General features: G+C 33.1%; 27 protein-coding genes. 4 read left to right on the forward strand and 23 right to left on the reverse strand.

The genetic code is table 11. The annotated features are described in order from the left end of the window. Both IAI56_RS08735 and IAI56_RS08740 read right to left on the reverse strand, forming a co-directional pair. On the reverse strand, window positions 1-315 hold a 315-nt coding region (locus IAI56_RS08735; RefSeq protein WP_187657512.1), incomplete at its 3' end, for a PH domain-containing protein. A 1-nt stretch (window position 316) separates the two neighbouring features. Next, on the reverse strand, window positions 317-811 hold the full coding sequence (locus IAI56_RS08740; RefSeq protein ID WP_187657513.1) for a YkgJ family cysteine cluster protein: 495 nt from the start codon (window positions 809-811) through the stop codon (window positions 317-319). A 94-nt stretch (window positions 812-905) separates the two neighbouring features. On the opposite strand from IAI56_RS08740, the gene IAI56_RS08745 reads away from it, so the two are divergent. Then, window positions 906-1,607 carry a class I SAM-dependent methyltransferase gene (locus IAI56_RS08745; protein ID WP_187657514.1) on the forward strand — a complete coding sequence of 234 codons (702 nt, stop codon included), beginning with the start codon at window positions 906-908 and terminating at the stop codon, window positions 1,605-1,607. 26 nt (window positions 1,608-1,633) lie between these two features. Here the strand turns inward: IAI56_RS08745 and IAI56_RS08750 are convergent, their stop codons facing one another. The 10 genes from IAI56_RS08750 to IAI56_RS08795 all read right to left on the reverse strand — a co-directional run bounded on the left by IAI56_RS08750 (window position 1,634) and on the right by IAI56_RS08795 (window position 9,400). Further along, window positions 1,634-1,993: an energy transducer TonB gene (locus IAI56_RS08750; protein WP_187657515.1), complete on the reverse strand. Its 360-nt coding sequence runs from the start codon at window positions 1,991-1,993 to the stop codon at window positions 1,634-1,636. Window positions 1,994-2,087: 94 nt separating this feature from the next. Continuing rightward, the gene (locus IAI56_RS08755) at window positions 2,088-2,492 is read right to left on the reverse strand and encodes a DUF2059 domain-containing protein (RefSeq protein WP_187657516.1); all 405 of its coding nucleotides are present in this window, start codon (window positions 2,490-2,492) and stop codon (window positions 2,088-2,090) included. A 58-nt stretch (window positions 2,493-2,550) separates the two neighbouring features. After that, window positions 2,551-2,937, reverse strand: a complete 387-nt coding sequence (locus tag IAI56_RS08760) for an energy transducer TonB (RefSeq protein ID WP_187657517.1) — start codon at window positions 2,935-2,937, stop codon at window positions 2,551-2,553. Between the two features lies 1 nt (window position 2,938). Then, complete coding sequence (locus IAI56_RS08765) at window positions 2,939-3,571, reverse strand: 7-carboxy-7-deazaguanine synthase QueE (RefSeq protein ID WP_187657518.1); 633 nt, start codon at window positions 3,569-3,571, stop codon at window positions 2,939-2,941. Window positions 3,572-3,685: 114 nt separating this feature from the next. Continuing rightward, complete coding sequence (locus tag IAI56_RS08770; RefSeq protein ID WP_187657519.1) at window positions 3,686-5,350, reverse strand: tetratricopeptide repeat protein; 1,665 nt, start codon at window positions 5,348-5,350, stop codon at window positions 3,686-3,688. Between the two features lie 31 nt (window positions 5,351-5,381). Further along, window positions 5,382-6,272 carry a PstS family phosphate ABC transporter substrate-binding protein gene (locus tag IAI56_RS08775; RefSeq protein ID WP_187657520.1) on the reverse strand — a complete coding sequence of 297 codons (891 nt, stop codon included), beginning with the start codon at window positions 6,270-6,272 and terminating at the stop codon, window positions 5,382-5,384. Between the two features lie 231 nt (window positions 6,273-6,503). Next, window positions 6,504-7,298 carry an energy transducer TonB gene (locus IAI56_RS08780; protein ID WP_187657521.1) on the reverse strand — a complete coding sequence of 265 codons (795 nt, stop codon included), beginning with the start codon at window positions 7,296-7,298 and terminating at the stop codon, window positions 6,504-6,506. Window positions 7,299-7,328: 30 nt separating this feature from the next. Continuing rightward, window positions 7,329-7,892 (reverse strand): ExbD/TolR family protein, encoded by a 564-nt coding sequence (locus IAI56_RS08785; protein WP_187657522.1) that lies wholly within the window; start codon window positions 7,890-7,892, stop codon window positions 7,329-7,331. 18 nt (window positions 7,893-7,910) lie between these two features. Continuing rightward, a complete protein-coding gene (locus IAI56_RS08790; RefSeq protein ID WP_187657523.1) occupies window positions 7,911-8,540 on the reverse strand; it encodes an ExbD/TolR family protein in 630 nt (209 codons plus the stop codon). A gap of 38 nt (window positions 8,541-8,578) precedes the next feature. Further along, window positions 8,579-9,400 (reverse strand): MotA/TolQ/ExbB proton channel family protein, encoded by an 822-nt coding sequence (locus IAI56_RS08795; RefSeq protein ID WP_187657524.1) that lies wholly within the window; start codon window positions 9,398-9,400, stop codon window positions 8,579-8,581. 396 nt (window positions 9,401-9,796) lie between these two features. On the opposite strand from IAI56_RS08795, the gene IAI56_RS08800 reads away from it, so the two are divergent. The 3 genes from IAI56_RS08800 to IAI56_RS08810 all read left to right on the forward strand — a co-directional run bounded on the left by IAI56_RS08800 (window position 9,797) and on the right by IAI56_RS08810 (window position 12,151). Continuing rightward, on the forward strand, window positions 9,797-11,311 hold the full coding sequence (locus tag IAI56_RS08800) for a helicase HerA-like domain-containing protein (RefSeq protein ID WP_187657525.1): 1,515 nt from the start codon (window positions 9,797-9,799) through the stop codon (window positions 11,309-11,311). 79 nt (window positions 11,312-11,390) lie between these two features. Then, complete coding sequence (locus tag IAI56_RS08805; RefSeq protein WP_187657526.1) at window positions 11,391-11,759, forward strand: DMT family protein; 369 nt, start codon at window positions 11,391-11,393, stop codon at window positions 11,757-11,759. Window positions 11,760-11,785: 26 nt separating this feature from the next. Next, window positions 11,786-12,151, forward strand: coding sequence for a cupin domain-containing protein (locus IAI56_RS08810; protein WP_187657527.1), 366 nt, complete (start codon window positions 11,786-11,788; stop codon window positions 12,149-12,151). A gap of 16 nt (window positions 12,152-12,167) precedes the next feature. Here the strand turns inward: IAI56_RS08810 and IAI56_RS08815 are convergent, their stop codons facing one another. The 11 genes from IAI56_RS08815 to IAI56_RS08860 form a co-directional block, all read right to left on the reverse strand. After that, window positions 12,168-13,517 carry an FAD-dependent oxidoreductase gene (locus IAI56_RS08815; protein WP_187657528.1) on the reverse strand — a complete coding sequence of 450 codons (1,350 nt, stop codon included), beginning with the start codon at window positions 13,515-13,517 and terminating at the stop codon, window positions 12,168-12,170. 63 nt (window positions 13,518-13,580) lie between these two features. Continuing rightward, window positions 13,581-15,401, reverse strand: coding sequence for a penicillin acylase family protein (locus IAI56_RS08820; RefSeq protein WP_317192448.1), 1,821 nt, complete (start codon window positions 15,399-15,401; stop codon window positions 13,581-13,583). Next, window positions 15,401-15,967: a penicillin acylase family protein gene (locus IAI56_RS16400; protein WP_317192447.1), complete on the reverse strand. Its 567-nt coding sequence runs from the start codon at window positions 15,965-15,967 to the stop codon at window positions 15,401-15,403. The genes IAI56_RS08820 and IAI56_RS16400 overlap by 1 nt, the downstream gene beginning before the upstream one ends. Window positions 15,968-16,071: 104 nt before the next feature. Beyond that, window positions 16,072-17,160, reverse strand: a complete 1,089-nt coding sequence (locus tag IAI56_RS08825; protein ID WP_187657529.1) for an agmatinase family protein — start codon at window positions 17,158-17,160, stop codon at window positions 16,072-16,074. Between the two features lie 43 nt (window positions 17,161-17,203). Next, window positions 17,204-18,484, reverse strand: coding sequence for a kynureninase (gene kynU, locus IAI56_RS08830; protein ID WP_187657530.1), 1,281 nt, complete (start codon window positions 18,482-18,484; stop codon window positions 17,204-17,206). 245 nt (window positions 18,485-18,729) lie between these two features. Continuing rightward, entirely contained in the window at window positions 18,730-19,779 is a 1,050-nt protein-coding gene (queA, locus tag IAI56_RS08835; RefSeq protein WP_187657531.1) for a tRNA preQ1(34) S-adenosylmethionine ribosyltransferase-isomerase QueA, read from the reverse strand. Between the two features lie 121 nt (window positions 19,780-19,900). Next, window positions 19,901-21,193, reverse strand: coding sequence for a 3-phosphoshikimate 1-carboxyvinyltransferase (aroA, locus tag IAI56_RS08840; RefSeq protein ID WP_187657532.1), 1,293 nt, complete (start codon window positions 21,191-21,193; stop codon window positions 19,901-19,903). Further along, window positions 21,193-21,519 (reverse strand): DMT family transporter, encoded by a 327-nt coding sequence (locus IAI56_RS08845; protein WP_187657533.1) that lies wholly within the window; start codon window positions 21,517-21,519, stop codon window positions 21,193-21,195. The genes aroA and IAI56_RS08845 overlap by 1 nt, the downstream gene beginning before the upstream one ends. Before the next feature lie 64 nt (window positions 21,520-21,583). Beyond that, the gene (locus IAI56_RS08850) at window positions 21,584-21,946 is read right to left on the reverse strand and encodes a four helix bundle protein (protein ID WP_187657534.1); all 363 of its coding nucleotides are present in this window, start codon (window positions 21,944-21,946) and stop codon (window positions 21,584-21,586) included. 30 nt (window positions 21,947-21,976) lie between these two features. After that, window positions 21,977-22,303, reverse strand: a complete 327-nt coding sequence (locus tag IAI56_RS08855) for a nucleotide pyrophosphohydrolase (RefSeq protein ID WP_187657535.1) — start codon at window positions 22,301-22,303, stop codon at window positions 21,977-21,979. A gap of 45 nt (window positions 22,304-22,348) precedes the next feature. Beyond that, window positions 22,349-24,772 (reverse strand): hypothetical protein, encoded by a 2,424-nt coding sequence (locus IAI56_RS08860; protein WP_187657536.1) that lies wholly within the window; start codon window positions 24,770-24,772, stop codon window positions 22,349-22,351. Between the last annotated feature and the right edge of the window lie 388 nt (window positions 24,773-25,160).

The following is a 25,160-nucleotide window of genomic DNA, read 5'->3' on the forward strand; positions in this document are numbered from 1 at the left end:
TAATTTATTATATCGAATAGCTATTCTATCCAAAGACAACGCTGGAGAACTCAAAATGCTGCTTGTTTTTTCAATTTTTCTAATGGTTGAAATATCAATTTTAGTATTAACAACAAACAAGCTTTTAATGGTTAATAGATTTTCGTTTATGATATATTTTGTTGATTTTGATATAAATACAACTAAAAGAAGGATTGATATAAAAATCAAATAGCCAAACCACTTTCCTTCAATTATACTTGTAATACTCAAAAAAAGTGGATACAGTAATGGTAATCCTAACCACCAATCGATTTTTGATTTATAGATTTTCATTTTACAAAGGCATTTTAAGTTTCATTTCTTCCACAATATTAAATGCTGCTGGACAAATTTCTATGTTTTTCAATGTCAGATTGGATATTTGCTGAAACTTTTTTCTATCCGTATGAGGAAATTCGCGACACGCTTTTGGGCGAACATCATAGATAAAGCATTTATTGTCGGCTTCCAAAAAAGTACACGGTACACTTTGCAACACATAATCATTGTCTTCATCAATGCGTAAATATTGGTCGATAAACTGCTGCGGTTTTTGTCTAAAATGCTTTGAAATTCGTTCAATATCAGCCAAAGTGAAAAGCGGACCAGTTGTTTTACAGCAATTGGCACATTCCAAACAATCGGTTTTTTTAAACTCGGCTTCGTGTAAATCTTGCATTACATAATCCAAATTTTTGGGTGTTTTCTTTTTAAGCTTATCGAAATACTTTTTGTTTTCGTTATGCTTATCTTTGGCAAGTTTCCCGAGTTCGTTTAATTGTGGTTTCAAGTTTCAAGTTTGCTACGCCCGTTCACAAAAGTTCGGGTCATGTTGAACCACAAAGTTAAACAACTTGAAACATTAAACCTGAAACTTTATAAAAATGTTAGATCTTTTCGGAAAAGCCATACTTGATTATCAAACCAATAATTCGCCAGAAGATTTAATCACGGAAACCAATATTTCTGAAGCCGATGAAATGGATGTTGCCTATCTTTTTAGAGATTTTAAATCGATGCCAAGGTTGGAACAAAAAGCATTGCAATTGGCTAAAGGAAAAGTACTCGACGTTGGTTGCGGCGCAGGAAGTCATGGTTTGTATCTTCAAGAAAAAGGATTTGATGTAACGGCAATTGATATTTCTGAAAACGCAGTAAAAGCTTGTCAATTAAGAGGTTTGAAGAATGTAAAAGTTCAAGATGTTTTAGCTGTTGAGAATGAAAAATTTGACACTATTCTACTATTAATGAATGGAACAGGAATTTTCAGAACGTTGATGGAATGTTCAAAATATCTGCAAAAATTAAAAGCTTTGCTTAATCCAAATGGTCAAATTTTAATCGATAGTTCGGACATTATCTATATGTATGACGAAGATGAAGATGGAAGTTATCTTGTTCCAGCCAATCAATATTATGGTGAATTGGTTTTTACAGTTTCTTATAAAGGTGAAACTGACGAACCGTTTACTTGGTTGTATTTGGATTATAATACGCTACAAAACGCTGCGCATGCCAATGGTTTGCACTGCGAATTAATTATGGAAGGAAAGCATTTTGATTATTTAGCGAAAATCTATATTTAAGATTGGATAGTTATTGGTAATGAATATTAAACTCTGACTTTTTCGCCATTAAATTCTCCTGGTTTCCAAACTGGACAAGCTTCTAAAACACGAACCGCTTCTTCGCCAGTTCCATGACCAATGTCTCTTATAACTTTTATATCACTAAGATTTCCATCTTTTTCGATAATAAAAGTTAAAAATATTTTCCCTTTTAAACCTTTAACATTCGGTGTTTTATAATTTTGACCGATATATTTATAAAATTCTGTCATTCCTCCAGGAAATTCAGGTTGCACTTGAATTCCAGCAGTATTGTAGATGTTTTCGTTAATTTGAGTTTGATCTTTTTGTGCTTGAATTTGAGTTGAAAAAAACATTAAAAAGATAATTGCTAGATATTTCATACGTTTATTGTTTATTCAAATTTATCATTTTTTTGCACAAAAAAGTCCCAAACTATAGAAAGTTGGGACATTTTGTAAGTTTAAAATACAAGTATTATTGCATGTATTTTGTCATCATAGCTTGTACTTCGCCTTGTAAAGACATCATTGACTCTTGCGATTTTTCTGCAATTGCTTCTGCTTTTTCAGCCATTTTTTTACCGGTTGGGCTATTGTAAAATGCTAACATTGCTTTTATATCATCTTTAGAATATTCAGCCATATAGATTTCTGCTGTTGCATCATTAGCTTTTTTCATCAAAGCATCAAATTCAATTACAAATGCAGCTTGTTTAGCAGAAGGTATCATCGTAAGCAGTTGTTTTTTGGCAGCATTTAATTGACCAGAAGCACCACTTTTTTCAATTACTTGTAGTATGTCTTCTTTGTTTGCTTTTTCTTGTGCAACCACTACACCTGTAATAAGAACAAATGCAATTGAGAATAAAAATTTTTTCATTATTTTTTGGATTATGTTAATGGTATAAAAATAGGATTTTTTTTTAAATAAAGAAAAGTTATTTTCTTTGAAATGTCATGGGATATTTTATTTCAACGCTAAATGGTTTTCCGTTACGTTTTGCAGGTTCCCATTTCGGACATTTTTTTAAAACACGTATAATTTCTATAGCTGACTCAGTATCTAAAACTTGAATGATTTTGATATTCTTTACCTCACCATTTTCATCAACAGTAAATGAAAAAATCATGGTTCCGGGTTTAGAGACTTTGGAATAATCAAATTCACTACTTATAAATTTTCCAAATTCATTCATTGAATCATCACCTTTAAATTTTGGGTCTATTCTGTCTCCGTTGAGGTAAACTTCATCTTCACCAGCAATTTGGGCTAATGAAAAAAGAGGTGTCATAAATATTATTAAAAAGAAAAAGGTTTTCTTCATTTTATGGAATATTCAGGTATTTATGCGTTTGCAATGAAACTCTCCATTTTGGATTATTCATAACATAGTCAACAATCAACGGTGTCATTTCTTCTTTTTTACTCCATTCGGGTTGTAGAAAAAGAATGGCATTTGGATTTACTTTTGCGGCTTGTTCTTCGGCAAATTGAAAATCGTGTTTGTTGTATATGATTACTTTTAATTCGTCAGCAATATCATAAGCGGTTTGAACTGGCAGTTTAGTTTTCTTTGGCGAAAGACAAAACCAATCCCAAGTTCCAGTTACATCATAAGCTCCAGAAGTTTCAATATGAACTCGAAGATTTTTTGTTTTTAATTTTTGGGTAAGTAATGTCATATCCCAAGTTAACGGTTCGCCACCAGTGATTACGACAGTGTCGGCACATTTTGAAGCGTTTTCAACAATTATGTCAGTAGCTGTTGGTGGATGCAAATCGGCATTCCAGCTTTCTTTAACATCACACCAATGGCAACCTACATCGCAACCGCCAATTCTAATGAAGTAAGCCGCAGTTCCGGTGTGAAATCCTTCGCCTTGAATGGTGTAGAATTCTTCCATCAGCGGAAGCATTTCTCCTTTATTTACTGCTAATTGTATTTCTTTTGCAATCATTTTAATCAAAAATAGTCTGCAAAGATACTCAATTTGTTCAGCTTGTTTTTGAAATGTCATTAAATAAAAAAACCATCCAAAAAATGGATGGTTTAGTAATGAGTTGTATTCTTATTATTTCAAAAGTTTCATTGATTCTAATGCGTAAGAATTTGTTGGATCAATAGCTAACGTTTTGTTAAAAAGTTCTTTAGCTTTAGCTTTATCTGAATTTGCATAATGCGCAGCCATATTGTTAAAAGCTTCTACGAACTTAGATTTGTTTTTAGTTATTTCTTCTTGACCTTTTGCTGTCACTACATCCATATACTGTTGGTAATAATCAGACATTTGTTGATCATTCTCTAACAATTTATTGGTTCTCGCTCTAAAGATGTATGCATCTTGAGTTGTTGGAGAAGCCGTGATTACGTTTCCAAAAGCAACATCGGCTTTTTGTAGTGCAATTTTATCTCTTTTATCAGCATCTTTTCCAGAGTTGTCATAGTAAAGTGCGTTTCCTAGATAGAAATTATCGATTAAGAAATTTTTAGAAGTTGGAACACTAACTGCCGCTTCAAAAACTGCTGCTGCTGCGCCAAACGCTTTTTGCTCGTATAATTTTTTACCAATTTCATTTAAGTCATTAGCAATTAACGGATCCATTTCGATTGCTTTTTTTACTGTTGTCATGGCATCAGTTAAAGCAGTTGGATCGATAACTTTTCCATCTTCAGTGATTGCTTTTTTGATTTTTGCTTGTGCTAAATAGGCATAATCTTTTGCAATAATTTTATGATTTGGATTAGAAGTATAATCGGTTAACGCTTTTAAAGCACCGTCAATATTTCCGTTTTCATAAGCTGAATAACCTAAATATCTTAGAATTCTTGGGTTTACACCGTCTAATTCTTTCATTTTGTTAGCAACAACTTCTAATGCTTTGTAATCTTTTGCTAAGATTAAAAAGTCAGCATGACGCATACGAGAGTTCAAAGAATAATCAGTTAAGCTCATGTATTTTTCATAAAAACTCAATGCTTTTTTGATGTTTTCATTATAAGTTTTTGGTTCGTTATTTCCCCATAAATAGTGAGTTTCAGCTAATTCTCTGTAAACTGGACCATAATTTGGGTTGATAGCGATAACTTCGTTGTATGCTTTAACGGCTTCAGTATAAGCTTTGGCACCTTTCAAAAGCACACCTAATTGCATTTTTGCTCTTATCAAAGTGTTGTCAGTTTGATACGCATTTCTATAAGCAACATAAGCATCGTTTTGATTTTTGTCGCCATAAAAAGCGTCACCAAGTGCAAGTTGAACTTGTGCATCATTTGGGTTTGCCAATTTGGCTTTGTTCAAAACTTCAATTGCTTTTTTGTAATTAGGTTTGTCAGCATTCATATAAGCACGAGCAATGTAAACTAATTCCTCAGTATCTTTCTTTTTCAAATCTTTAGTAACCATATCAAATTTAGCTTGTGCAGCACTATGATTATTGGCATCTAAATCCATTTGACCTAAACCAATATGATTTAGTTTAGCACTTTCACTTGCTGTTAAACCTTTTTGAAAATAGATTGCAGCAGAGTCCGCAATATTTTGTTTTAAATATATGTTTCCTAGAAGGAAATTTGCTTTTCCGTTGCTTGGTTTAGCTTGTATAATCGATTTTAGAAGTCCTTTTGCTTTTTCAAATTGTTCTGCATCGATGGCTTTTTTCGCTGGCTCTAAATCTTGAGCTTGCGTTGTAAAAGTTGAAGCCAATAGGGCAAAACTTAAAATTTTAATCGTTTTCATTTTTCTTGTATTTAATTTTGTCTTTAAATTTTTATTTTCTTATCACGATTTTGCGACTAGGCATGCGAACAGGAAGTAATCCTGATTTTAACACAATTCTTTGTCCTCTTTCTCCACCAAGAAAGGAAGCAAATCCCATTCCTAGTCCAGAATAACCTTGACAATTTATAATATACAAATCACGTGCCAAAGGATATTTTCCTTGTGCTAGATTATCTTGGCTTGGATAAATATAGTCTTGTTTGTTTTTATCTTTCACGCTCAAAACCGTAACGGCATCAACATTGTTTTGCATATCCAACGGAGGTTGTGTTAACCAGTTAACGCCAACAACTCCTATCATTCCATCGTTTTCTGCCACATATTTTATTACTTCACTATTGGTATTAAATGAGTAAATATTTTTTTGTGGAGTAACTTTTATACCCGACAATTCCGAAATTAATCTTACTGAACTTGAGTTTGGATTGTCAAAAACTAAACCTTTAATTCCATTAACCGAATTCCCTTTCATGAAATTTATTACATCATCTAGTGCAATCAATGTATCATTTGATTTTTTATTTCGTATAAAAACGACCGCATCTGTTGCAAAATGCGTCATTTTTGGATTGATTTTTTTGGCTACAAAAGCTTTCAATTCATCATTGGATAGTTTTCTTGGTAACACTGCAATTTTTACAGTGTCATTCATTAAACTATTGATGATTTCATTTTCTGATTTTGTAATCAACTTTAATTTTGCATCATATTCGGTTTCAAAAACGGCTTGTTGATCTTCAACTATTGGAAAGATAGATTCATCAACAAAAAGTGAAGCTTTACCTTTTATAATGGTTTCTTTGTTCTTGTCTTGACAGGCAAAAACGAATAGAACAAGTACTAGTAATAATCCTGATAATGTTTTTAGAAATTTAGTCATTCTGAATTTTATCTGTGTTAAAAAAACGTAAAAATCTTAAAAAAGCATATACAATTAGAATTACTCCTAATGCGGTTCTATAGTTGGATGGCATGTTCAGGGGTAATTTTTCCCAAAAAATGATAAACAATCCAATTGTTAAATAAATCAAAAAAAACAAAATTCCTATAACGAGAAGAAATCGCTCTTTTAGCGATTTCTTCTTGAAATTTTCTATAAATCTTGATAACATTAGTCAGCAGATTGGATGCTAATAGGCAAGGAGTATTGTACCCTTACTTTTTTACCATTTTGTTCACCTGCATTCCATTTTGGACAAGATTTTAAAACTCTGATAGCTTCTTTTCCCGTTCCATATCCAATATCTCTAATAACTTTGATATCAGTTAATGAACCATCTTTTTCTACTACGAAAGTTACAAATACTTTTCCTTTTAAGCCTTCTTCATCTGGTACTTGGAAGTTTTTACCAATAAACTTGTAAAATTTATCCATTCCACCAGGAAATTCAGGTTGTACTTGGATACCTGCCGTGTTATAAATTCCGTTGTCTTCTTCAACTACTTGATTAACTGGTCCATTTCCAACTGGTTCAATAGTTAATGGAGCATCAGGATCACCTTTTATTGTTTCGTTGCCTAATTTTTTATCCTTGATTTCTTCAATCTTTGGTGGTTCTTCAACAATTTCTTCCGTTTTTGCAACCACAGGTTTAACAAACTTTACCTGATCCACTTTTGGTGGTGGTGGTGGTGGTGGTGGAAGATCTTTTGGTTTTTCTTCTTTTGGAGGTAACTTAATCGTTACAATTTTTTTGTCTAAAACAGCTTCTTCATCGCTACTGTTTGGAATTAAATCAGCTATCAAAGGTGATGCTACCGCCAAACCAAAAATAAATGCTCCAATTAGAAATGCACGAATATTAGTTTTTGGATTTTCTTGACGAAGTTCATATGCACCATACGCCTTGTTTTTTCCTTCAAAAACGATGTCTATCCACTGTCTTTTAAATAAGTCTAATTTCATTTTTTTACTTTTAAAGATTAGTACAAGACATTACTTGTTCATTTCATCTACTAGTTTCTGTTCCTCTGGCGTAATGTCGTTTACTATTGCATAAGTTGGAACGTCACAAATTGCCATTTCGTCTAGGATATCAACTAAGTTTCTGTAGGTTGATTTTTTAGTAGGTTTGATAATTACAATCATTCCTTTTTCTTTATCTCCTGTAGCTTGTGGGATTGAAGTAACTCTTTTCAGAATTTCTTTTCTAATTCCATTTTTACCATATGTTCCATCAGTTGGTGCTCCACCTGGTTCTGGTGCTTCAAGCAAACCATGAAACCATTTGATTTTATTGTCTTTACCCATGATGATGGTCATGGTTCTTACCTGGTCTACTTTTATATCTTTTTGTGGTTCTTTTTTGTCTTCTTTATCAGGTAAACCTAAATCCATAGATTGAGGTTTAGATAAAGATGTTGTCAACATAAAGAAAGTAATCAATAAGAATGCCAAATCCACCATGGCAGTAAGATCCACTTTTGAGTTGGATTTTTTACTTCTTACCTTTTTACTGCCTTTTTTGCCACCGCCATCGCCGGTATTTAATTCAGCCATTATTTTTTATTATTAATATTAATAATCTTTTCCTCTTAAACCAGTAACTAAATTAAAGCTATTGATTTTTTGGTCCTGTAATATATCCATCACTTTTTTAATTTGAGGATATAATTCTTTAGCATCGCCTTTGATAGCAAATTGAAGTTCTTTGGTTCCACCATTTTCAATATTTGCTTTTCTTGCCGCTTGTATCCAATCTTGTAATTGGTTATTGATTGAGTCACAAGGAACACCTGATTGTACTCCTTTTTTAACTCTTTCAGAAGATTTCATGCTCAATAATTGTTTTAAACCTTCGATTGGTACACCAAATTCGTCCACTAATGCAAATTCAGCTTTTTCTTTTTCAGTAAATTCAATTTTATATTTTTGAGCCATATAGTCAAGAGCACCTGAACGGATTGCTCTGTCTTTCATACCATAAAATACCTGTTCTTTACCTTCGCTTTTACCAACCGTTAACATTACCAATCCTGTTTCAGGTAATTTGGTTTGAACAGTTGATGAAGGTGTGTCAACTGGTAAAGCTTCTGGAGCTTTTGCCGTTGCTGTTAAGATAAAGAAGGTAAGTAAAAGGAAAGCTACGTCACACATCGCTGTCATGTCGATGGAAGTCGCTTTTTTAGACATTTTTACTTTAGCCATTTATTTATTTTTTAAATAATTAGAATTCTAATTATTAATTATGATTTTAAACTTCCTCTGAATTTTCTGTATGTGTTCACGATTGTTGAACCAGCTTCATCAATAGAATAAGTTAATGTGTCAATTTTTGAAGTAAAGAAGTTATAAGTAACAATTGCTAAAGCAGATGTTGCAATTCCTGTAGCTGTATTAATAAGTGCTTCAGAAATACCATTTGCTAATGCAGCTTGGTCTGGTGATCCAGCAGTTGCTAACGCACCAAACGCTTTAATCATACCTGTTACTGTTCCTAATAATCCTGCAAGTGTTCCAAGAGCAACAAGTGTTGACAAAATAGTCATGTTTTTCTCTAACATTGGCATTTCTAATGAAGTAGCTTCTTCTATTTCTTTGTGGATAGTTTCAGATGCTTCTTCGCTAGTAAATCCTTCTTTTTTAACTTCTTGATATTTGATTAACGCTGATTTAATAGCGTTAGCTACAGAACCTTGTTGTTTGTCACAAGCGCTAATTGCATCATCAATATTTCCACCTTTAATACTAGTTTGTACATTTTTCATAAATGTATCAAGATTTCCTTTTCCTCCAGCTTTAGAGATAACAAAGAAACGCTCAATAGAAAACACAATTACCATTAAGAACAATCCCATCAAAACCGGTACAATTGGTCCACCTTTATAAACCATAGCTAGATAGTTTCCTGGTAGTGGATGTCCTGTGTTTACTCCACCTTCAAAGTTAGCTCCGTTACCCATAATGAATTGCCAAATTATCCATCCCACAAAAATACATGCTAAGATAATGATACCTGACATCATTCCTACACCGTTTGAACTTGTTTCTTTTTTACCGTTTGCCATTTTTTTAAAATTTAATAGTTTTTAATAATTTATAAGTCATTAGTTAATTTTAATAAACTTGAATAGGAGCAAATTTAATTTTTTACTTTAAATAAAAAAACTTTTTTTGGGTTATGTCTTTTTTAAGTACTCAATATTTACTAATTAACTAAATCGATTTCATAAATTTTATTCAAAAAAATACAAAATGAGGTTTCAATTTAATCATTTTAAATAATTCTTTTTAGTATAACGTAAAAAGTATTGAGAATTGTATAATTAGAAAAAAAATATTTATGAAAGTCAAAGTTAACTATAATTTTAACATTTTAAGTTGTATTAACTTTTTCTTTGGTTAATTTATGTTAATTTGCATCAGAAAATACGTGAAGTAAAGTTCAAATAATAGATAGATTTATGTCAAAACAAACTGATTTTAGCGAGCATATTAATAATGGTTATGCAACAAAAGGTGTATCAATCATTCTTGGAGGAGCAATTTTAGACGGTGAAGCTTTGCCAAATACTCATGTAAAGATTCCATTAAAAACATTAAACAGACATGGATTAATTGCTGGAGCAACTGGAACGGGAAAAACAAAAACCATTCAAGTTTTATCAGAACAATTGTCTTCTTTTGGAATTCCGGTTTTGATGATGGATATTAAAGGTGATTTTTCTGGAATTGCTGCTGTAGGCGAAGAAAAATCATTTATTGCTGAACGCCATGCCAAAATCACACTACCATTTGAACCTCAAAGTTTTCCAGTTGAATTAATGACACTTTCGGCTCAAGATGGCGTTCGAATGCGAGCAACGGTTTCAGAGTTTGGACCAGTTTTATTTTCTAGAATTCTCGATTTGAATGATACGCAAGCTGGTGTAGTTTCGGTTATTTTTAAATATTGTGATGATAAAAAAATGCCACTTTTGGATTTGAAAGATGTTAAAAAACTAATCAATTACATCACCGAAGAAGGAAAAGAGGAAATCTCTGCCGATTATGGAAAAATTTCTACCTCAACAACAGGAATAATTCTTCGAAAAATAATCGAATTAGAACAACAAGGTGGCGATATTTTCTTTGGTGAAAAATCATTTGAAATTGACGATTTGATGCGAATTGACGAAAACGGAAAAGGATACGTTAATATATTACGCCTAACCGATATTCAAGATAAACCAAAATTATTCTCTACGTTTATGTTAAGTTTATTGGCAGAAATTTATCAACAAATGCCCGAAAAAGGCGATGCAGATCAACCTGAATTGGTTGTGTTTATTGATGAAGCACATCTTATATTCGACCAAGCAAGCAAAGCATTGTTAGATCAAATTGAAACAATTATCAAACTTATTCGATCCAAAGGTATTGGCGTTTACTTTGTAACTCAAAATCCGATGGATATTCCTAAAGGTGTTTTGGCACAATTGGGATTGAAAATCCAACATGCTTTGAGAGCTTTTACAGCAAAAGATAGACAAGCCATAAAACAAACTGCTGATAATTACCCAACATCTGATTATTATAAGACCGATGAAGTATTAACATCACTTGGAATTGGAGAAGCTTTTGTAACAGCTTTGAACGAAAAAGGAATTCCAACACCATTGGCTGCAACAATGATGCGCGCTCCAATGAGTAGAATGGATGTTTTGACCGAAAGCGAAATTTCGGAAATCAATACAAAATCAAAATTGGTAAAAAAATATGCTGAAGAAATTGACCGCGAAAGTGCTTATGAAATTTTGAATAAAAAAATAGAAGAAGCCAACCAAGCTGCTGAGGAAGTTGAACCTGTTGAAGAAAAAAGAAAGTCGAACGAACCTTCAACCGCTGAAGTAATTGGAAAATCCGTAACCAAAGTAGTAACCAGTGCGAGTTTTATTCGAGGCGTTTTTGGGATTTTGACTAAATTGTTTAAGAAATAGTTGGAAGACTGAAGATGGAAGATGGAAGATCTCTCAAAAACTTTTAAACTTATAAACTCATAAACTTTTAAACCAGTTAATGAAAGGACTTATTACCATCGGACTTTTAATATTATCCAATGTTTTTATGACATTGGCTTGGTACGGACATTTAAAATTTAAAGAACTGAAATGGTTTGAAAATGCCGGATTGATTACCATAGTTTTAATAAGTTGGGGTTTGGCTTTATTCGAATATTGTTTTCAAGTTCCGGCCAATAAAATTGGTTTTCAAGGAAACGGCGGACCATTTTCATTGATGCAATTAAAAGTCATTCAAGAAGTAATTACTTTGGTGATTTTTGTGATTTTCTCTTTATTGTTTTTCAAAAATGAAACTTTTAGATGGAATCATGCAGTTGGTTTTTGCTTTTTAATTTTGGCGGTTTACTTTATTTTTAGAAAATAGAGTAAAGAATATAGAAAATAGAATTTATGAAAAAATACCTAATACAAAAAACTCCATTCGTAGTTCCGACAACTGATGGAAAACTAATTGAAGAACATCATGGAAAAGTGGCAACAGCAAATGAAGAAATTTCGATTGCTCATATGATTGCACCACCAAAATGGAGCGAACCTTTTCAAACACCAGAATTTGAAGAATATACTTATATCATTTCAGGAAAAAAGCAATTTATTATAGAAGATGAAATAGTAATTCTTGAAGCTGGACAATCCATCAAAATTGAGAAAAATACTCGAGTTCAATATTCCAATCCGTTTGATGAACCTTGTGAATACATCGCTATTTGCAAACCAGCATTTGATTTTACAAAAGTGCATCGGGAAGAGAATTAGTATTCAGTCGCAGTTTTCAGCGGTCAGTTTTTAATTTTGTAAAAATAAAATTTTCAACTTCTTCTGAATTCCATTTTTCTTGAATGTTATCCATTTGCATCACTTCTTCCATAATTTTATTTTGAAAATCTCCAATGGCTAATGCTTCGGAATAAGGCTGCAAACTAAAGGTTACACGACTGTATAATGGCATCCATTTATCGGGATGTTTATCGGAGAACCATTTTTCGATTTTTTTCTGTAAAAGGAATTTTTCATCAGCGGTTTTCGAACTCATTTCCATAAAATTTCGATACGAAAGTTCGGCAATAGCATCTGCATTTGGTTTTCTCGAGTTTTCATAGTCGTTTAGTAAATTCGCCCAATCATCGCCATATTGTTCAATCATTTGATTTAAAACGGTAATGTCTTCAAATCCAGCGTTCATTCCATGACCATAAAATGGAACTATTGCGTGGCAAGCATCACCAATAAGTGCTACTTTGTTACTATATGTCCATGGAAAACATTTCATCGTAACCAAATAACTCGTAGGATTTTTAAAGAAATCTTCCACAAGATTTGGAATTACTTCTTTTGTATCTGGAAAATGTTTTGCGAAAAAAGCAACCAGTTGTTCTGTTGTTTTTAACTCTTCAAAAGAATTTTCGCCGTCATGAGGCATAAACAAAGTACAGGTAAAACTTCCATTTGGATTGGCTAATGCCATAAGCATGAAATTTCCTCTTGGCCAAATGTGCAACGCGTTTTTATTTAGTTTATGCGATCCGTCTGGATTGGCAGGAATGTTTAATTCTTTATAACCAATATTTAAAAATTCTTGCGAATAATTAAACATACTTTGGCGTTGCATTCTGTGTCTAATTCTTGAAAAAGCACCATCAGCACCAAAAGTCAAATCGTAGTCTTTTGTAAACCATTCGCCTCTTTCGGTTTCGCCAATAGAAATGGTTGCTGTAGTCAAATCAACATCCCAAACTTTTTGTTCAAAGAAAAATTCAACTCCAGCTTGTTCAGCCAAATCAACCATTTTTTTATTTAACAAACCTCTGGAAAGAGAATAAATAACTTCGCCATCTTTGCCATAAAATTGCTCGTTTACAGTATCAATACCCGTGTGGATTGCTCTTTTTTCAACAGGAATTCCAATGCTTAGGACTTCGTATTCTAAACCAACATCTTTGAGTGCTTTAATTCCTCGATCAGAAAGTACTAAATTAATAGAACGACCAGAGAAATTAATTTTTCTAATATCGGGACTTCTGTCGAAAACATGAACGGTATGACCTAATTTTTTAAGATATATTGCCAAAAGTGTTCCTACTAATCCAGAACCAACAACGGCTATTTTTTTTGGAGTTTGCATTATAATGGTATAAGCGGTTTTGCAAATTTATTGTTTTAATATGCAAAACATATATGATTTATGTCATTTTTTTGGTTTAAAAACTAATTTAGTCGAAGTTTCTAAAATCTCTTTCTTATTCATTTTCATTTTCCTGAACTGACCTTTATTGTACATTTCGGCTTGGTCGTTGTAATGTTTGCTCATTGGATTTCCTGAATTTCCAGTTGGCAAAATGGATACTGAATTTTCAACATCAGAAAAATCAATAATTCTTCGGGTTGATGGTCCAGCTTTTACCAAATGTTCTTGGTTGTCAGTATAAATGAATGCTAAATTGTTAATGACTTCATTACTTCCGGCGATGTCAAATTTACCCACATTGAAGAAAGGTTTTAGCAGTTTTACTTGACCAATTGGATGAACATGTTCTAGTTTATGAACTTTGTTCCATGTCCACGAATTCAAATCTTTTCCTAATTGATTTTCAAGCGAAACAATAGCTTCTTCTAATGATTTTGTCAAAATAGTTGCGCGATTTTCTTTTTTGTCTTTTGTCGAAATATCATCCCACCAAATGGAATTTTCGTTAGCTATTTGAGGTTCGATAATTTGTTTCACAATGTGTGTAGCGAGCAAAGCTTCGAAGTCTTTTTTACCTAATTCATCTTCAAAAGTGTTTTTCAAATAATGATAAATGAATTTATTATAAATCGTTGGTGCAATGTCATTTTCGTTATTGGAACCATCCCATTTGGATAAAATGGTACAAGCAGTTTCAAAATTTTTACTTTTATCTTTCAAATTTATTTGCGGAAGAATAGTAGAAACGACAAACGAACTTCGGGAAGAAGTATTGTCAACAATCATTTTTTCGACATCGGTTTTAGTCCAATTATTTTTTGGCGAAAGTAGATTGTCAATTCGTTCGGCTCTGTCTTTTGGTAGATAATATCCTGGATACAAATAACCGTCAATTGCTTCGGTTTGATTGTTGGCAGAATACAAATAATTCCAACTCGGATTTAAAGCCGAAGGATTTTTAGCAAAAGGCAAAAACTCTTTTTGGTCGTCAATTCCATTAGAACCATTTAGTATAAAATTCGGATTGATGGATTTGTCCAACTTGTATAATTTCCCAGAAGCTGTCCATGATATATTGTTTTTTGCATCGCCATACATAATATTCAAACCTGGAGCATGAACGAGTTCGATACTTTTTCTAAAATCGTCAACATTTTTGGAATGCGAAAGATGATACACCGCATCGAGAATTTGGTTTTTTTCTTGCGTATAAATCCAAGACATCGCGATTGGTTTTTCGGAAGAAATAGTATTCATTACATCATTCATAATTGGTCCGTGAATACTTTCTTTAATATTCAAGACAATATCCGAACTGTCTTTAACTTTAATCGTTTTTTTACGAACCGTATAATTTTTGAATTCGTTTTTATACTTATACAGATTTGGATTTTCGGGATTATTTTCTTCCTGAAACAAGTCAATATCATCGTTTTCAAACATGGTTAAACCATAAGCATAATCGCGATTATGACCTAAAAGCGGAAATGGCGTTCCGGCAAGATAATAACCATAGATTTCGTAGTTTGGTGTGGCAATATGAGCTTCAAACCAAGTACAAGGTTGGGCAAAAGCAATATGCGGATCATTGGCAAAAATTACTTTACCATTTTTGGTTTTTTGTGAGCCAATAATCCAACTATTACTTCCAATGAATGGCTGAACAGGCGAGTTGTCAAGTAATGCATTTACTGTTCGTGAAATTTCGGCATAATCGCTGGGTTTTCCATCATAACTTTTTAGTTGGACTGTTCCAAAAGAACCATCAAGTCCAAAATCTTTTAAGTATTCTGAACCTAAATTATTGCGAATATCGGTCATTAACGGATCGGTTTTTGTGCCATAGCAAAGCTAAAAGACATAAAACCGAAAATATTGTAAACATCTTTTAAGGTAAATGGTTTTTTCTCTAATCCTAATAAAGTGAATTCAACAGGTGTTTTCCCGTTTTCTAAATACTGATTAATACCGTCGAGATAAGCCAATGTCAGTTTGTAGGTTTCGGAGTTTTTATCAATTTGTGTGATAGTTTTTTCGGAGTTTTCATCGATGCCAAGTCCAGCAAAAAACATATCGGTTTTGGAAACTTTATTGCCAAAAAGTTCGGCTAATCTTCCCGGAGCAATTCGACGGAGCAATTCCATTTGCCATAATCTGTCTTGCGCGTGAACATAACCTAAAACAGTCATCGCATCTTTTTCGGAATTGGCATAAATATGCGGAATACCATAATCGTCAAAATAGACTTCGGTTGTAGTGGAAATATTTTTTATGGCAACTTCACCTTCGTATTGTGGCTTGGTTGAAAGAAGATAAAAGTAAATGCCTAAAGCAATAATTAATAGTAATGAAAATAAAACAATAAGTGCTTTTTTTAATTTTTTCATGGGAAATAGGTATGAAAATCAAATGTAGAAAATAAACCATTAAGAAATTAAGAAAAGTTAAGAGTAAAACTTAATGAAACTTAATTTCTTAATGGTTTTAAAAATCATTTTCTAGGAAATTCAATTCTTCTTCCGGTATTCAATCCGTTGTTTTTTGCCAAAACGCCACACATGTGAAATAACATTCTAGCACCAACATTTCCGTCCCAATCGTCGGTTTCGTCCGGAGCAACTTCAACTAAGTCGAAACCAATGATTTCTTTGCCGCTTTCGGCTAATTTATTGAATAAATAAGTGGCTTGTTCAAATGAAAATCCACCTGGAACTGGCGTTCCGGTATTTGGACAATACCAAGGATACATTCCGTCGATATCGAAAGAAATACACACTTTTTGTGGCAACGAAACAATGATAGCATCGCATTGTTCTGCCCAAGTTTTACCTTCAAAAGTTTCCTTTTTCAAATCGGCATCGGTGTTTACCAAAACTCTTCCTTTTTCTGCCTTTACAACATCAACTTCTTGTTCACAGAAATCACGAATTCCAACCTGAACCAGCTTTGAAATTTGTGGAAGTTGTAGCGCATTATACATTATCGAAGCGTGAGAATAGCTAAAACCTTCATAAGCAATACGCAAATCCATGTGTGCATCGAGATGTAAAATCCCAAAATTATCGTGAATGCTTGCCAAAGCTTCGTAGTAACCAAGCGGCGTTGAATGATCGCCACCAAGAAGTACAACTTTTTTGCCTTGTTTCATCCAATGCAACACTTTTTCTTTTACTTCGGTGTGCAATTCGCGGCATACTTTGTTGATTTTGTCCAAATCGGCTTGCAATGCAGGATAAGTTTCGATGGCTTCGCCACTTTCGAGCATTTCGATAATGGGTTGTGCTAATTCTTTGTATTTATCAGAATTGGTTTTCCAATGTGATGGTGCTTCGTCAAGATAAATCCCGAGTTTCCATAGTTCAGGAAAATCTTGATGGTTTAAATCGACTTGAAATGATGCATCTAAAATGGCATTTGGACCTTCTGAAGCTCCAGCGCCATAACTTACGGTAACTTCCCAAGGCACAGAAATTACTATGATTTCTGATTGTTCTGCTGAAAATGGTAATCCGAAAACGGTTGCATCGGCTAATCCTGGTTGTGATGGATCGAAATTGGCTATGATTTGTTCTTTTGTCATGTCATTGCGAGGAACGAAGTAATCGCATCGTTCTTTGGTTTAATTATTTTTGTAATGATTGTATTCCTTGTTTTAATCTTTGTCCAAATTCATACATATCTTCATAGGAAGTATATAATGGAACTGGAGCAAGACGAATTACGTTTGGTTCACGCCAATCGGTGATTACTCCGTTTTTCATGAGGTAATCGAATAAACTTCTTCCTTCTCCATGAAGAAAAACAGATAATTGACAAGCCCTTTCATCTTGGTTTGAAGGTGTGATTATTTCAAAAGTGCTATCAACTTCTTTGTCTATTTCTTGAAGGATGAATTCTAAATAAGCTGTGATTTGATTTCTTTTAGCGATTAGTTTTTCCATACCAACTTCGGCAAACATTTCTACTGATGCTAAATATGGCGCTAAAGATAAAACTGGTAAATTTGAAACTTGCCAACCATCGGCGCTTTCGATTGGATCAAAAACAGGTTCCATTTTGAAACGCTTTTCTTTTTTTTGCGACCACCAACCTGCAAATCGTGGCAGATTGGATTGATGGTGTTTTTCATGAATGAAACAGCCAGAAGCATTTCCTGGTCCGGAATTCATGTATTTATACGAACACCAAGCAGCAAAATCTACATTCCAATCGTGGAGTTCTAAGTTTATATTTCCTGCTGCGTGAGCCAAATCAAAACCTACGTTTGCGCCAACTTTATGTCCAGCTTCGGTGATGGTTTTCATGTCGAAAACTTGTCCGGTATAATAGTTTACGCCGCCAAAAAGCACCAATGCTAATTCATCGCCAACTTCTTCAATTTTTGCTAAAATATCTTCTAAGCGAATGTTGTGTTCGCCTTCACGACGTTTTATTTCAACTATTACATCTTCTGGATTGTAGCCGTGATGGGATACTTGCGATTGAAACATATATTGGTCTGATGGAAATGCTTTTTCTTCGCAAATGATTTTGTAACGTGTTTTGGTTGGACGATAAAACGAAACCATCAAAAGGTGAAGATTTACCGTCAAGGTGTTCATTACGGTAATTTCGGATGGTTTTGCACCAACTATTTTACTAAGTGGTTCGGCAAAACGCTCGTGATAATCCCACCAAGGTTTTTCGGCATAGAAATGTCCTTCGACTGCTAGGTTTGCCCAGTCGTTCATTATATCATCGACGTATTTTTTTGCTGATTTTGGTTGTAAGCCTAGTGAGTTTCCTGTGAAATAAATCACGTCTTTACCTTCATGTTGCGGAAAAATGAATTCGTTTCTATAGTTTTTTAGTTCGTCTTGAGAGTCTAATTGTTGAGCGAATTCGCGGGTATTTTGAAATTTCATTGTTGTTTGTTGTTTGGATGGTAAAAATAGAGAAAAGAGAAAAGAGAAAAGAAAAAAGTGTAAAGAAATTTGAATGGTTTGTTTTTTAGCCCTGATAGTAGTGGAAATCCTTTTTTGAATTGTTTTTCCAATTCAAAAAAGATTGTAACGAATAGCAGGAAAATGGTTTATAAAGTGCCTAGTGTTTGGCTTCAAAAAAAAATCTCACCATTGCTGATGAGATTTAATATTTTGATTAAAAGTGATTACAAAATCAACATGGCGTCGCCGTAGGAATAGAATTTGTATCCTTCTTTGATGGCTTCGTCGTAGGCTTTGCGCATTAAATCGTGTCCGCAGAATGCTGAAATCATCATTACTAATGTTGATTTTGGTGTATGGAAATTGGTTACCATACAGTCGGCAATACTGAAATCATAAGGTGGGAAAATGAATTTGTTTGTCCAACCGTCGTATGGATTTAGTGTTTTTGCTGATGAAACCGAGCTTTCGATGGCGCGCATTGATGTGGTTCCAATGCAGCAAATGCGTTTTTTGTTTGCTTTTGCGTTGTTGACAATATCACAAGCTTGTTGTGTTATTTTTAGCTCTTCGGAATCCATTTTGTGCTTTGATAAATCTTCTACTTCTACTGGATTGAATGTTCCAAGTCCAACGTGAAGTGTTACTTCGGCAAAGTCTATTCCTTTGATTTCTAAACGTTTTAATAAATGCTTAGAGAAGTGTAAACCAGCTGTTGGTGCGGCAACTGCGCCTTCCTCTTTGGCATAAATCGTTTGGTAACGTTCTGCATCTTCGTCGGTTACTTCGCGGTTGATGTATTTTGGGATTGGTGTTTCTCCTAATTCTAATAATTTTATTCTGAAATCTTCATATGAACCGTCGTAAAGGAAACGCAATGTTCTTCCACGAGAAGTTGTATTATCGATAACTTCTGCTACTAACGAGTCGTCGTCGCCAAAATATAATTTGTTTCCTATACGGATTTTACGAGCTGGATCAACTAAAACATCCCAAAGACGTTGTTCTGCATTTAATTCTCTTAATAAGAAAACTTCAATTCGTGCTCCGGTTTTTTCTTTGTTTCCATACATACGCGCAGGGAAAACTTTGGTATTGTTCAAAATCATTACATCGCCATCGTCAAAATAGTCGATAATGTCTTTGAATAATTTGTGTTCGATTTGTCCTGTTTTTCTGTGTACAACCATTAAACGAGATTCGTCACGATTTTCTGCGGGATATTCGGCAAGTAATTCCGTTGGGAGATTAAAATTAAAATGAGATAACTTCATATTGAGTAATTAGTGATTAGCAATTAGTGAATAGTTTTTTACTCTCTAATTTTCTGGATGCAAATATACTATTGTGAAATAGGCGTTGTCAAGTGTTTTGATGTTTATTTTGAAAAGATTATCACATTTTGGAATTACAATTAGTTGTAATAGTAAATCCGACACTTTTTAAATCGTCCCAAAACGTTGGATAGGATTTTGAAACGACTTCAGCTTCTTCAATGATGATCGGAACTTTTAAAGCCAATGGAGCAAAAGCCATTGCCATTCGGTGATCTTGATAGGTTTTGATGCTGACGCTTTCGTTTATTATTTCTGATGGTTCTAAAGTCAAGCTGTCATTGGTAACAGAAACGTTAGCTCCAAGTTTTGTTAGTTCGTTTTTTAAGGCTTCCAATCGATCGGTTTCTTTAATTTTTAATGTATGTAAACCTGTTAAATGGCAACCAATTCCCAATCCGAAACACGTTACTGCAATGGTTTGAGCAATGTCGGGAGAATTGTTTAGTTGCGAGTTGAAAGTTTGCTTCGCCAGTTCGCATTCGCTCGAGTCAAGTTTCGGGTTGTCAACTTTTTCTAAAACGATTGTTGTGTTTTCAAAAGTTGTTGTTACACCAAAGTTTTTATAAATTTCAACCAAAGCGGCATCGCCTTGTAAACTGTTTTGTTTGTAGCTCGACAAAGTGATTTTAGTTCCAATTTCAGATAAAGCAACGATGGAAAACCAATAAGATGCCGATGACCAATCGGACTCAATTGTGAGTTGTGAGTTGTGAATTGTGAATAGTGGTTTGACTATAATTTTATTCTCAATAAATGAAGTTTCTATTCCAATTTCATTGAGCAAAGCCAAGGTCATTTTGATATATGGAATTGATGTGATTTCGCCTTGAAGTGTTAATTCTAGTCCGTTTTCGAGTTTTGGTGCAATTAATAAAAGTGCGGAAATGTATTGACTGCTTACATTTGCTTGAAGTGAAACTTTTTTATTTGTCAATTTTTTTCCTTTGATGCGAATGGGTGGAAAACCTTCATTTTCTTCATAATAAATTTCAGCTCCGAGTTGTTGCAAGGCTTCGACTAAAATTTTAATTGGTCGTTCTTTCATACGTGAAGAACCTGTTAGTATCACTTCTTTTCCTTTCTGAATGGCAAAATACGCCGTGAGAAAACGCATGGCAGTTCCAGCATGGTGAACGTCAATTTCAGTTGTCAGTTGCCAGTTATCAGTTGCCAGTTTTTGTAATGCTTGTAACATTACTTCGCTATCATCAGAATTGGATATGTTTTCCAATGAAATCTTCGGATACAACGCTTGAAGCAATAGTAATCTGTTGGTTTCAGATTTTGAACCAGTGATTGAAAGTTTCGAGTTTCGAGTTTCGAGTTTTGACTTTTGAAGATGTAAATTCATTATTTGGAAACAACTTTTAGTCCGATGATGGAAATGATTAAGGTACTGATAAAAAACACTCTCCAAAAAGTGGCTGGTTCTTTAAATACTAATATGCCGACAAGTACACTTCCCACGGCACCAATTCCAGTCCAAACTGCATAAGCCGTTCCGATGGGTAGTTCTTTGGTTACTTTTACCAATAAAACCATGCTGATGGTTAGACAAACTAAGAATCCAGCATACCATAAAATCATGGTATTTCCTGTTGATTCTTTGGCTTTGCCTAAGCAAGTTGCAAAAGCTACTTCAAATAATCCTGCTATTATTAGTAAAATCCAGTTCATGTTTTTAATTGTGAATGGTGAATTGTGAATGGTGAATTCATAATTTACAATTCACCATTCATAATTATTTTTTCCCTATTCTTTGTTTTGTTGTAATAATTATTGAGGTTAAAATTTTATTTATTTCAATGATATCATTTTTTAACGATTGAAATTGTGTTTCGTTTAAATAGTCCGATTGATGTAATAATTCCAACCAATAATCAGTTTCATTGGCTTCTTTTTGTGCAATGGCAAGTTTGTGAATAAAATCAAGTTTGCTTTCAGCTTGTTCTGCTTCACGAACTAAAGCACCTATAGCTGTTCCGCTTCGTAAAAGTTGTTTACTTAAAACGAATTCTTTTTTCTCTTGATTTAAAAATTGATATAACTTAACAACTCTTAATGCAAAAGAAAATGATTTATCCTTAATAATGTTCTCTGCCATAATTCACCATTTACAATTTACCATTCACAATTACTTAAGTTTCTCGTTATTATGATGTCTGTCGTGGTCGCGTTTGGTTTTTAAATCCATTTTTTTGTCAAAAGCAGCTTGTAAATCTACGCCGGTTTGATTGGCAAGACACAACACTACAAAAACTACATCGGCTAGTTCTTCGCCAAGGTCTTTGTTTTTATCACTTTCTTTTTCGGATTGTTCGCCATAACGACGTGCAATGATGCGGGCAACTTCGCCAACTTCTTCTGAAAGTTGTGCCATGTTGGTCAGTTCGTTAAAATAACGAACACCGTGGTTTTTAATCCAATTATCTACTTCGAGTTGGGCGTTTTTTATATCCATAATTTTGAATTGTGAATTTTGAGTTGTGAATTGTGATTTTACTATTTACTCCTTTAAAAACCCATATTCATACACTTTGGGTTTTATTTTATCGGCTAAAATGGCGAGTTTGCTTCTTAACTCAGCTAGTAGTTGTGTATAAGTTGCATCATCACTTTTTGAATTCATTCTGCCTTTGTCGTTTCTTCCCTGGAAATATTCTCTGATGTCATATAAAGAAGCGTTAACATTTACGTCTTTTTGGGCATGGTAGTATTTCCATAGTTCTCTACCAGCATCAAAAACAGCTGTGGCTACTTCTGAGAAAACTAATGGTTTACTTTCTTTCGTTGTAGCTTGTTCAAAAAGCGTATCTGTTGTAGCTTCTTGCTGCATCTTGCCTTTTATAAAATTAGTCATGAAATTACTTTCAAACTTGGCTTGGGCATTGACTTCATATTCTGTAAACGGTATCCAATGGTTGATGTCATATTGACTTTGAATATCGTTGTTGAAAAGAGTAAACGTTAAGCAATCATTTTGAAATTCAAAATCAGTTTGCCAATTATCATTTGGATATAAAAATTGGTCTCTATCATTTAACCATGTAGCAGGTATGCAATGTCTTACCGCGTAATAAATAGATGATTTAAGTAAATTAGATAATCCAATTGGTTTAAAATAGGTTGATGTTTGATTTTTCTTAACTATTTCAATAAAAATTCCATTTTGATTTTGAAAATCATTACTATTACATGCTAAAAATCCAATTTCATTTTTTACATTATCCCAAGTTGGACGTAGCCAGTCATTTAGATATTTTTCATTATTATAACTAAAAATCTTTTTAGCATCAATATATTCTCCTCTCAAATTGTATACATCTGAAATAATTTCTTCAAATTTTTCTTTTTTTTCTGAATTCCATATAAAAAATCCAATTGGAAATTTTCCTTTAACATTATCAAAAGTGTCGGCTGGAACCACAAAAATTTTTTCGAGCTTCGCTCGAAACATTTCACGAAATTCGATGAAGTAGGAAGATTGCAAATTTTTCAAAGTTGAAAAATTTGCAATCTTACAGTTAGGAATTTCAAAATATATTCTCATTAAAAATTGTACATAAAGTTCTCTTTTTGAAAATGTACTCATTTGTTCAAATAATTTCTTGTGTATCATTGTTTCATTTGAAACACCCGATTTTGATACTTTATGTTTTGTACTTCCTGTTTCAGCATACGGTGGATTAATATAAATTACTAACTTTTTACGCTTTTCTTCATCGTTAATAATGTCTTGCAAACTCTGTGGCAATTTGCTGAAATCATCATTTAAAAAATCAAACTGAAAGACGTTGTTTTTAAGCAAATTCGCACCATGGTCAATGCGTTCGTGCATTACGTTTACATCGGCTTGGTCTAGTGTGCTGGCGTAAATGTTGTATTTGTTGGTTAGACCAGCCAAAAGGTTTCCTGTACCAGCGGCACAATCCCAAATGTAATAATCGTCCTGCCAGTTTTCGCCTAAATAATCAGTCAAATATTTTTGTGATAATTCTACCCAAATACGTGGTGTAAAAAAAGCTCCTTTGCGTTCCCTAATGTCTTGCGGCACTAGTAAATCTCGGCGTTCTATAATATAATCTTGAAATTCTTTGAGCGGTGGTCGTTTGTAGCGTTTCCAAAAATGGAGATAGGTGTCTTTGTTTTTTAGCGTAATGGTGGCGTCAAACATTTGCTTGAGGTTTTCCTTGGCTATTTTGTATCCTTGGTTTTGAAAAACAACAAACAAGCTGTCGCGAATGGATAAATCGTCGTCAATGTTTTGGGTATTATTATCATCTACAAATAAATCGGCTAAATAGAAATCGCTGTCAAGTATATTGGCTTTTTTTAAATCGTCCCAATTGACATCGATGATGGGTTTTATTATTTCTAACCATCTTAAATAAATAGGTATAAAATTGTTTTTATCAATCTTTAATTTATTGGTTGTGGTAGCTTTGGCAACATTATTTTTTATAAATGCTTTGAGTTCTTTTTCGTCTTTTTCATAATCATACACATAGGTATTTTGCTTTAGTGTAGCTTCAATACGTTGTTTAATTAATTGAAATTCTTTGGTTTCATGATTACTAGGTGTAACGTTCCAATTGAAATCGTTTAGATAAAAAATATCTTGTATGTTAATATAGGGTACAAACGCTATTTTTTTAAAATCAAAAGCACCAAGAAAAGCTGGTGGCATGGTTTTATCAAACGTTCGTGCTTTGCCAATGGTTAAAATTAACTGCACAAACATAGTAGCTACATCAAAATTACCCGTTTTGGCTTCAGCCCAAAGCAACGGTGTGCGTCCAAATAAATTATCTTGTTGCGGAAAAACCGTAAAATCGATGTTACCAAGAATTTCGGTAGTGTCAAATTGTTTGAACCAATCGGCTCCAACTTTATTCTTTAGTTCTTCTTCGCGTATGTTTTTATATTTCATTGTGGCTATTTTGATTTCAACAAATATAAATAATTGTATTTTTAGAAGTAAGTATTGATATTGATTTAGTTTAAATTATTTCAAATAATTGTATAGATGATGTTTTTAATGATAAATACCCTGTTTTAAATATTTAAAACGGTGTTTATAAAGTTAATTTTTATGTTTTTAAAGTTATAAACGGTGTTTTTAATGTTGTAAACTACTTTTTTAATTTTAAAAACGGTTTTTTTAATATTGTAAAAAATGTTTTTAATAATATAAGCAATATTTTTTCTATTTTAAATAGTATTTTTAATAGTTAAAAGTTGTTTTTGTTATGATAATAATAAATTTTAAAATTATTTGTTAAAGTATTTATAATTTTTTAACATTTTTATAATATTAA

Origin of the sequence: Flavobacterium macrobrachii (assembly GCF_014486675.1) — a bacterium.
In the GTDB taxonomy this organism is placed as follows: Bacteria; Bacteroidota; Bacteroidia; order Flavobacteriales; family Flavobacteriaceae; genus Flavobacterium; species Flavobacterium macrobrachii.

What these genes read in the sequence shown, in the direction of transcription:
- IAI56_RS08745 (WP_187657514.1), top strand. Translation starts at nt 906, where the DNA reads ATGTTAGATCTTTTCGGAAAAGCCATACTTGATTATCAAACCAATAAT.
- IAI56_RS08750 (WP_187657515.1), bottom strand. Translation starts at nt 1,993, where the DNA reads ATGAAATATCTAGCAATTATCTTTTTAATGTTTTTTTCAACTCAAATT.
- IAI56_RS08755 (WP_187657516.1), bottom strand. Translation starts at nt 2,492, where the DNA reads ATGAAAAAATTTTTATTCTCAATTGCATTTGTTCTTATTACAGGTGTA.
- IAI56_RS08760 (WP_187657517.1), bottom strand. Translation starts at nt 2,937, where the DNA reads ATGAAGAAAACCTTTTTCTTTTTAATAATATTTATGACACCTCTTTTT.
- IAI56_RS08765 (WP_187657518.1), bottom strand. Translation starts at nt 3,571, where the DNA reads ATGATTGCAAAAGAAATACAATTAGCAGTAAATAAAGGAGAAATGCTT.
- IAI56_RS08770 (WP_187657519.1), bottom strand. Translation starts at nt 5,350, where the DNA reads ATGAAAACGATTAAAATTTTAAGTTTTGCCCTATTGGCTTCAACTTTT.
- IAI56_RS08775 (WP_187657520.1), bottom strand. Translation starts at nt 6,272, where the DNA reads ATGACTAAATTTCTAAAAACATTATCAGGATTATTACTAGTACTTGTT.
- IAI56_RS08780 (WP_187657521.1), bottom strand. Translation starts at nt 7,298, where the DNA reads ATGAAATTAGACTTATTTAAAAGACAGTGGATAGACATCGTTTTTGAA.
- IAI56_RS08785 (WP_187657522.1), bottom strand. Translation starts at nt 7,892, where the DNA reads ATGGCTGAATTAAATACCGGCGATGGCGGTGGCAAAAAAGGCAGTAAA.
- IAI56_RS08790 (WP_187657523.1), bottom strand. Translation starts at nt 8,540, where the DNA reads ATGGCTAAAGTAAAAATGTCTAAAAAAGCGACTTCCATCGACATGACA.
- IAI56_RS08795 (WP_187657524.1), bottom strand. Translation starts at nt 9,400, where the DNA reads ATGGCAAACGGTAAAAAAGAAACAAGTTCAAACGGTGTAGGAATGATG.
- IAI56_RS08800 (WP_187657525.1), top strand. Translation starts at nt 9,797, where the DNA reads ATGTCAAAACAAACTGATTTTAGCGAGCATATTAATAATGGTTATGCA.
- IAI56_RS08805 (WP_187657526.1), top strand. Translation starts at nt 11,391, where the DNA reads ATGAAAGGACTTATTACCATCGGACTTTTAATATTATCCAATGTTTTT.
- IAI56_RS08810 (WP_187657527.1), top strand. Translation starts at nt 11,786, where the DNA reads ATGAAAAAATACCTAATACAAAAAACTCCATTCGTAGTTCCGACAACT.
- IAI56_RS08815 (WP_187657528.1), bottom strand. Translation starts at nt 13,517, where the DNA reads ATGCAAACTCCAAAAAAAATAGCCGTTGTTGGTTCTGGATTAGTAGGA.
- IAI56_RS08820 (WP_317192448.1), bottom strand. Translation starts at nt 15,401, where the DNA reads ATGACCGATATTCGCAATAATTTAGGTTCAGAATACTTAAAAGATTTT.
- IAI56_RS16400 (WP_317192447.1), bottom strand. Translation starts at nt 15,967, where the DNA reads ATGAAAAAATTAAAAAAAGCACTTATTGTTTTATTTTCATTACTATTA.
- IAI56_RS08825 (WP_187657529.1), bottom strand. Translation starts at nt 17,160, where the DNA reads ATGACAAAAGAACAAATCATAGCCAATTTCGATCCATCACAACCAGGA.
- kynU (WP_187657530.1), bottom strand. Translation starts at nt 18,484, where the DNA reads ATGAAATTTCAAAATACCCGCGAATTCGCTCAACAATTAGACTCTCAA.
- queA (WP_187657531.1), bottom strand. Translation starts at nt 19,779, where the DNA reads ATGAAGTTATCTCATTTTAATTTTAATCTCCCAACGGAATTACTTGCC.
- aroA (WP_187657532.1), bottom strand. Translation starts at nt 21,193, where the DNA reads ATGAATTTACATCTTCAAAAGTCAAAACTCGAAACTCGAAACTCGAAA.
- IAI56_RS08845 (WP_187657533.1), bottom strand. Translation starts at nt 21,519, where the DNA reads ATGAACTGGATTTTACTAATAATAGCAGGATTATTTGAAGTAGCTTTT.
- IAI56_RS08850 (WP_187657534.1), bottom strand. Translation starts at nt 21,946, where the DNA reads ATGGCAGAGAACATTATTAAGGATAAATCATTTTCTTTTGCATTAAGA.
- IAI56_RS08855 (WP_187657535.1), bottom strand. Translation starts at nt 22,303, where the DNA reads ATGGATATAAAAAACGCCCAACTCGAAGTAGATAATTGGATTAAAAAC.
- IAI56_RS08860 (WP_187657536.1), bottom strand. Translation starts at nt 24,772, where the DNA reads ATGAAATATAAAAACATACGCGAAGAAGAACTAAAGAATAAAGTTGGA.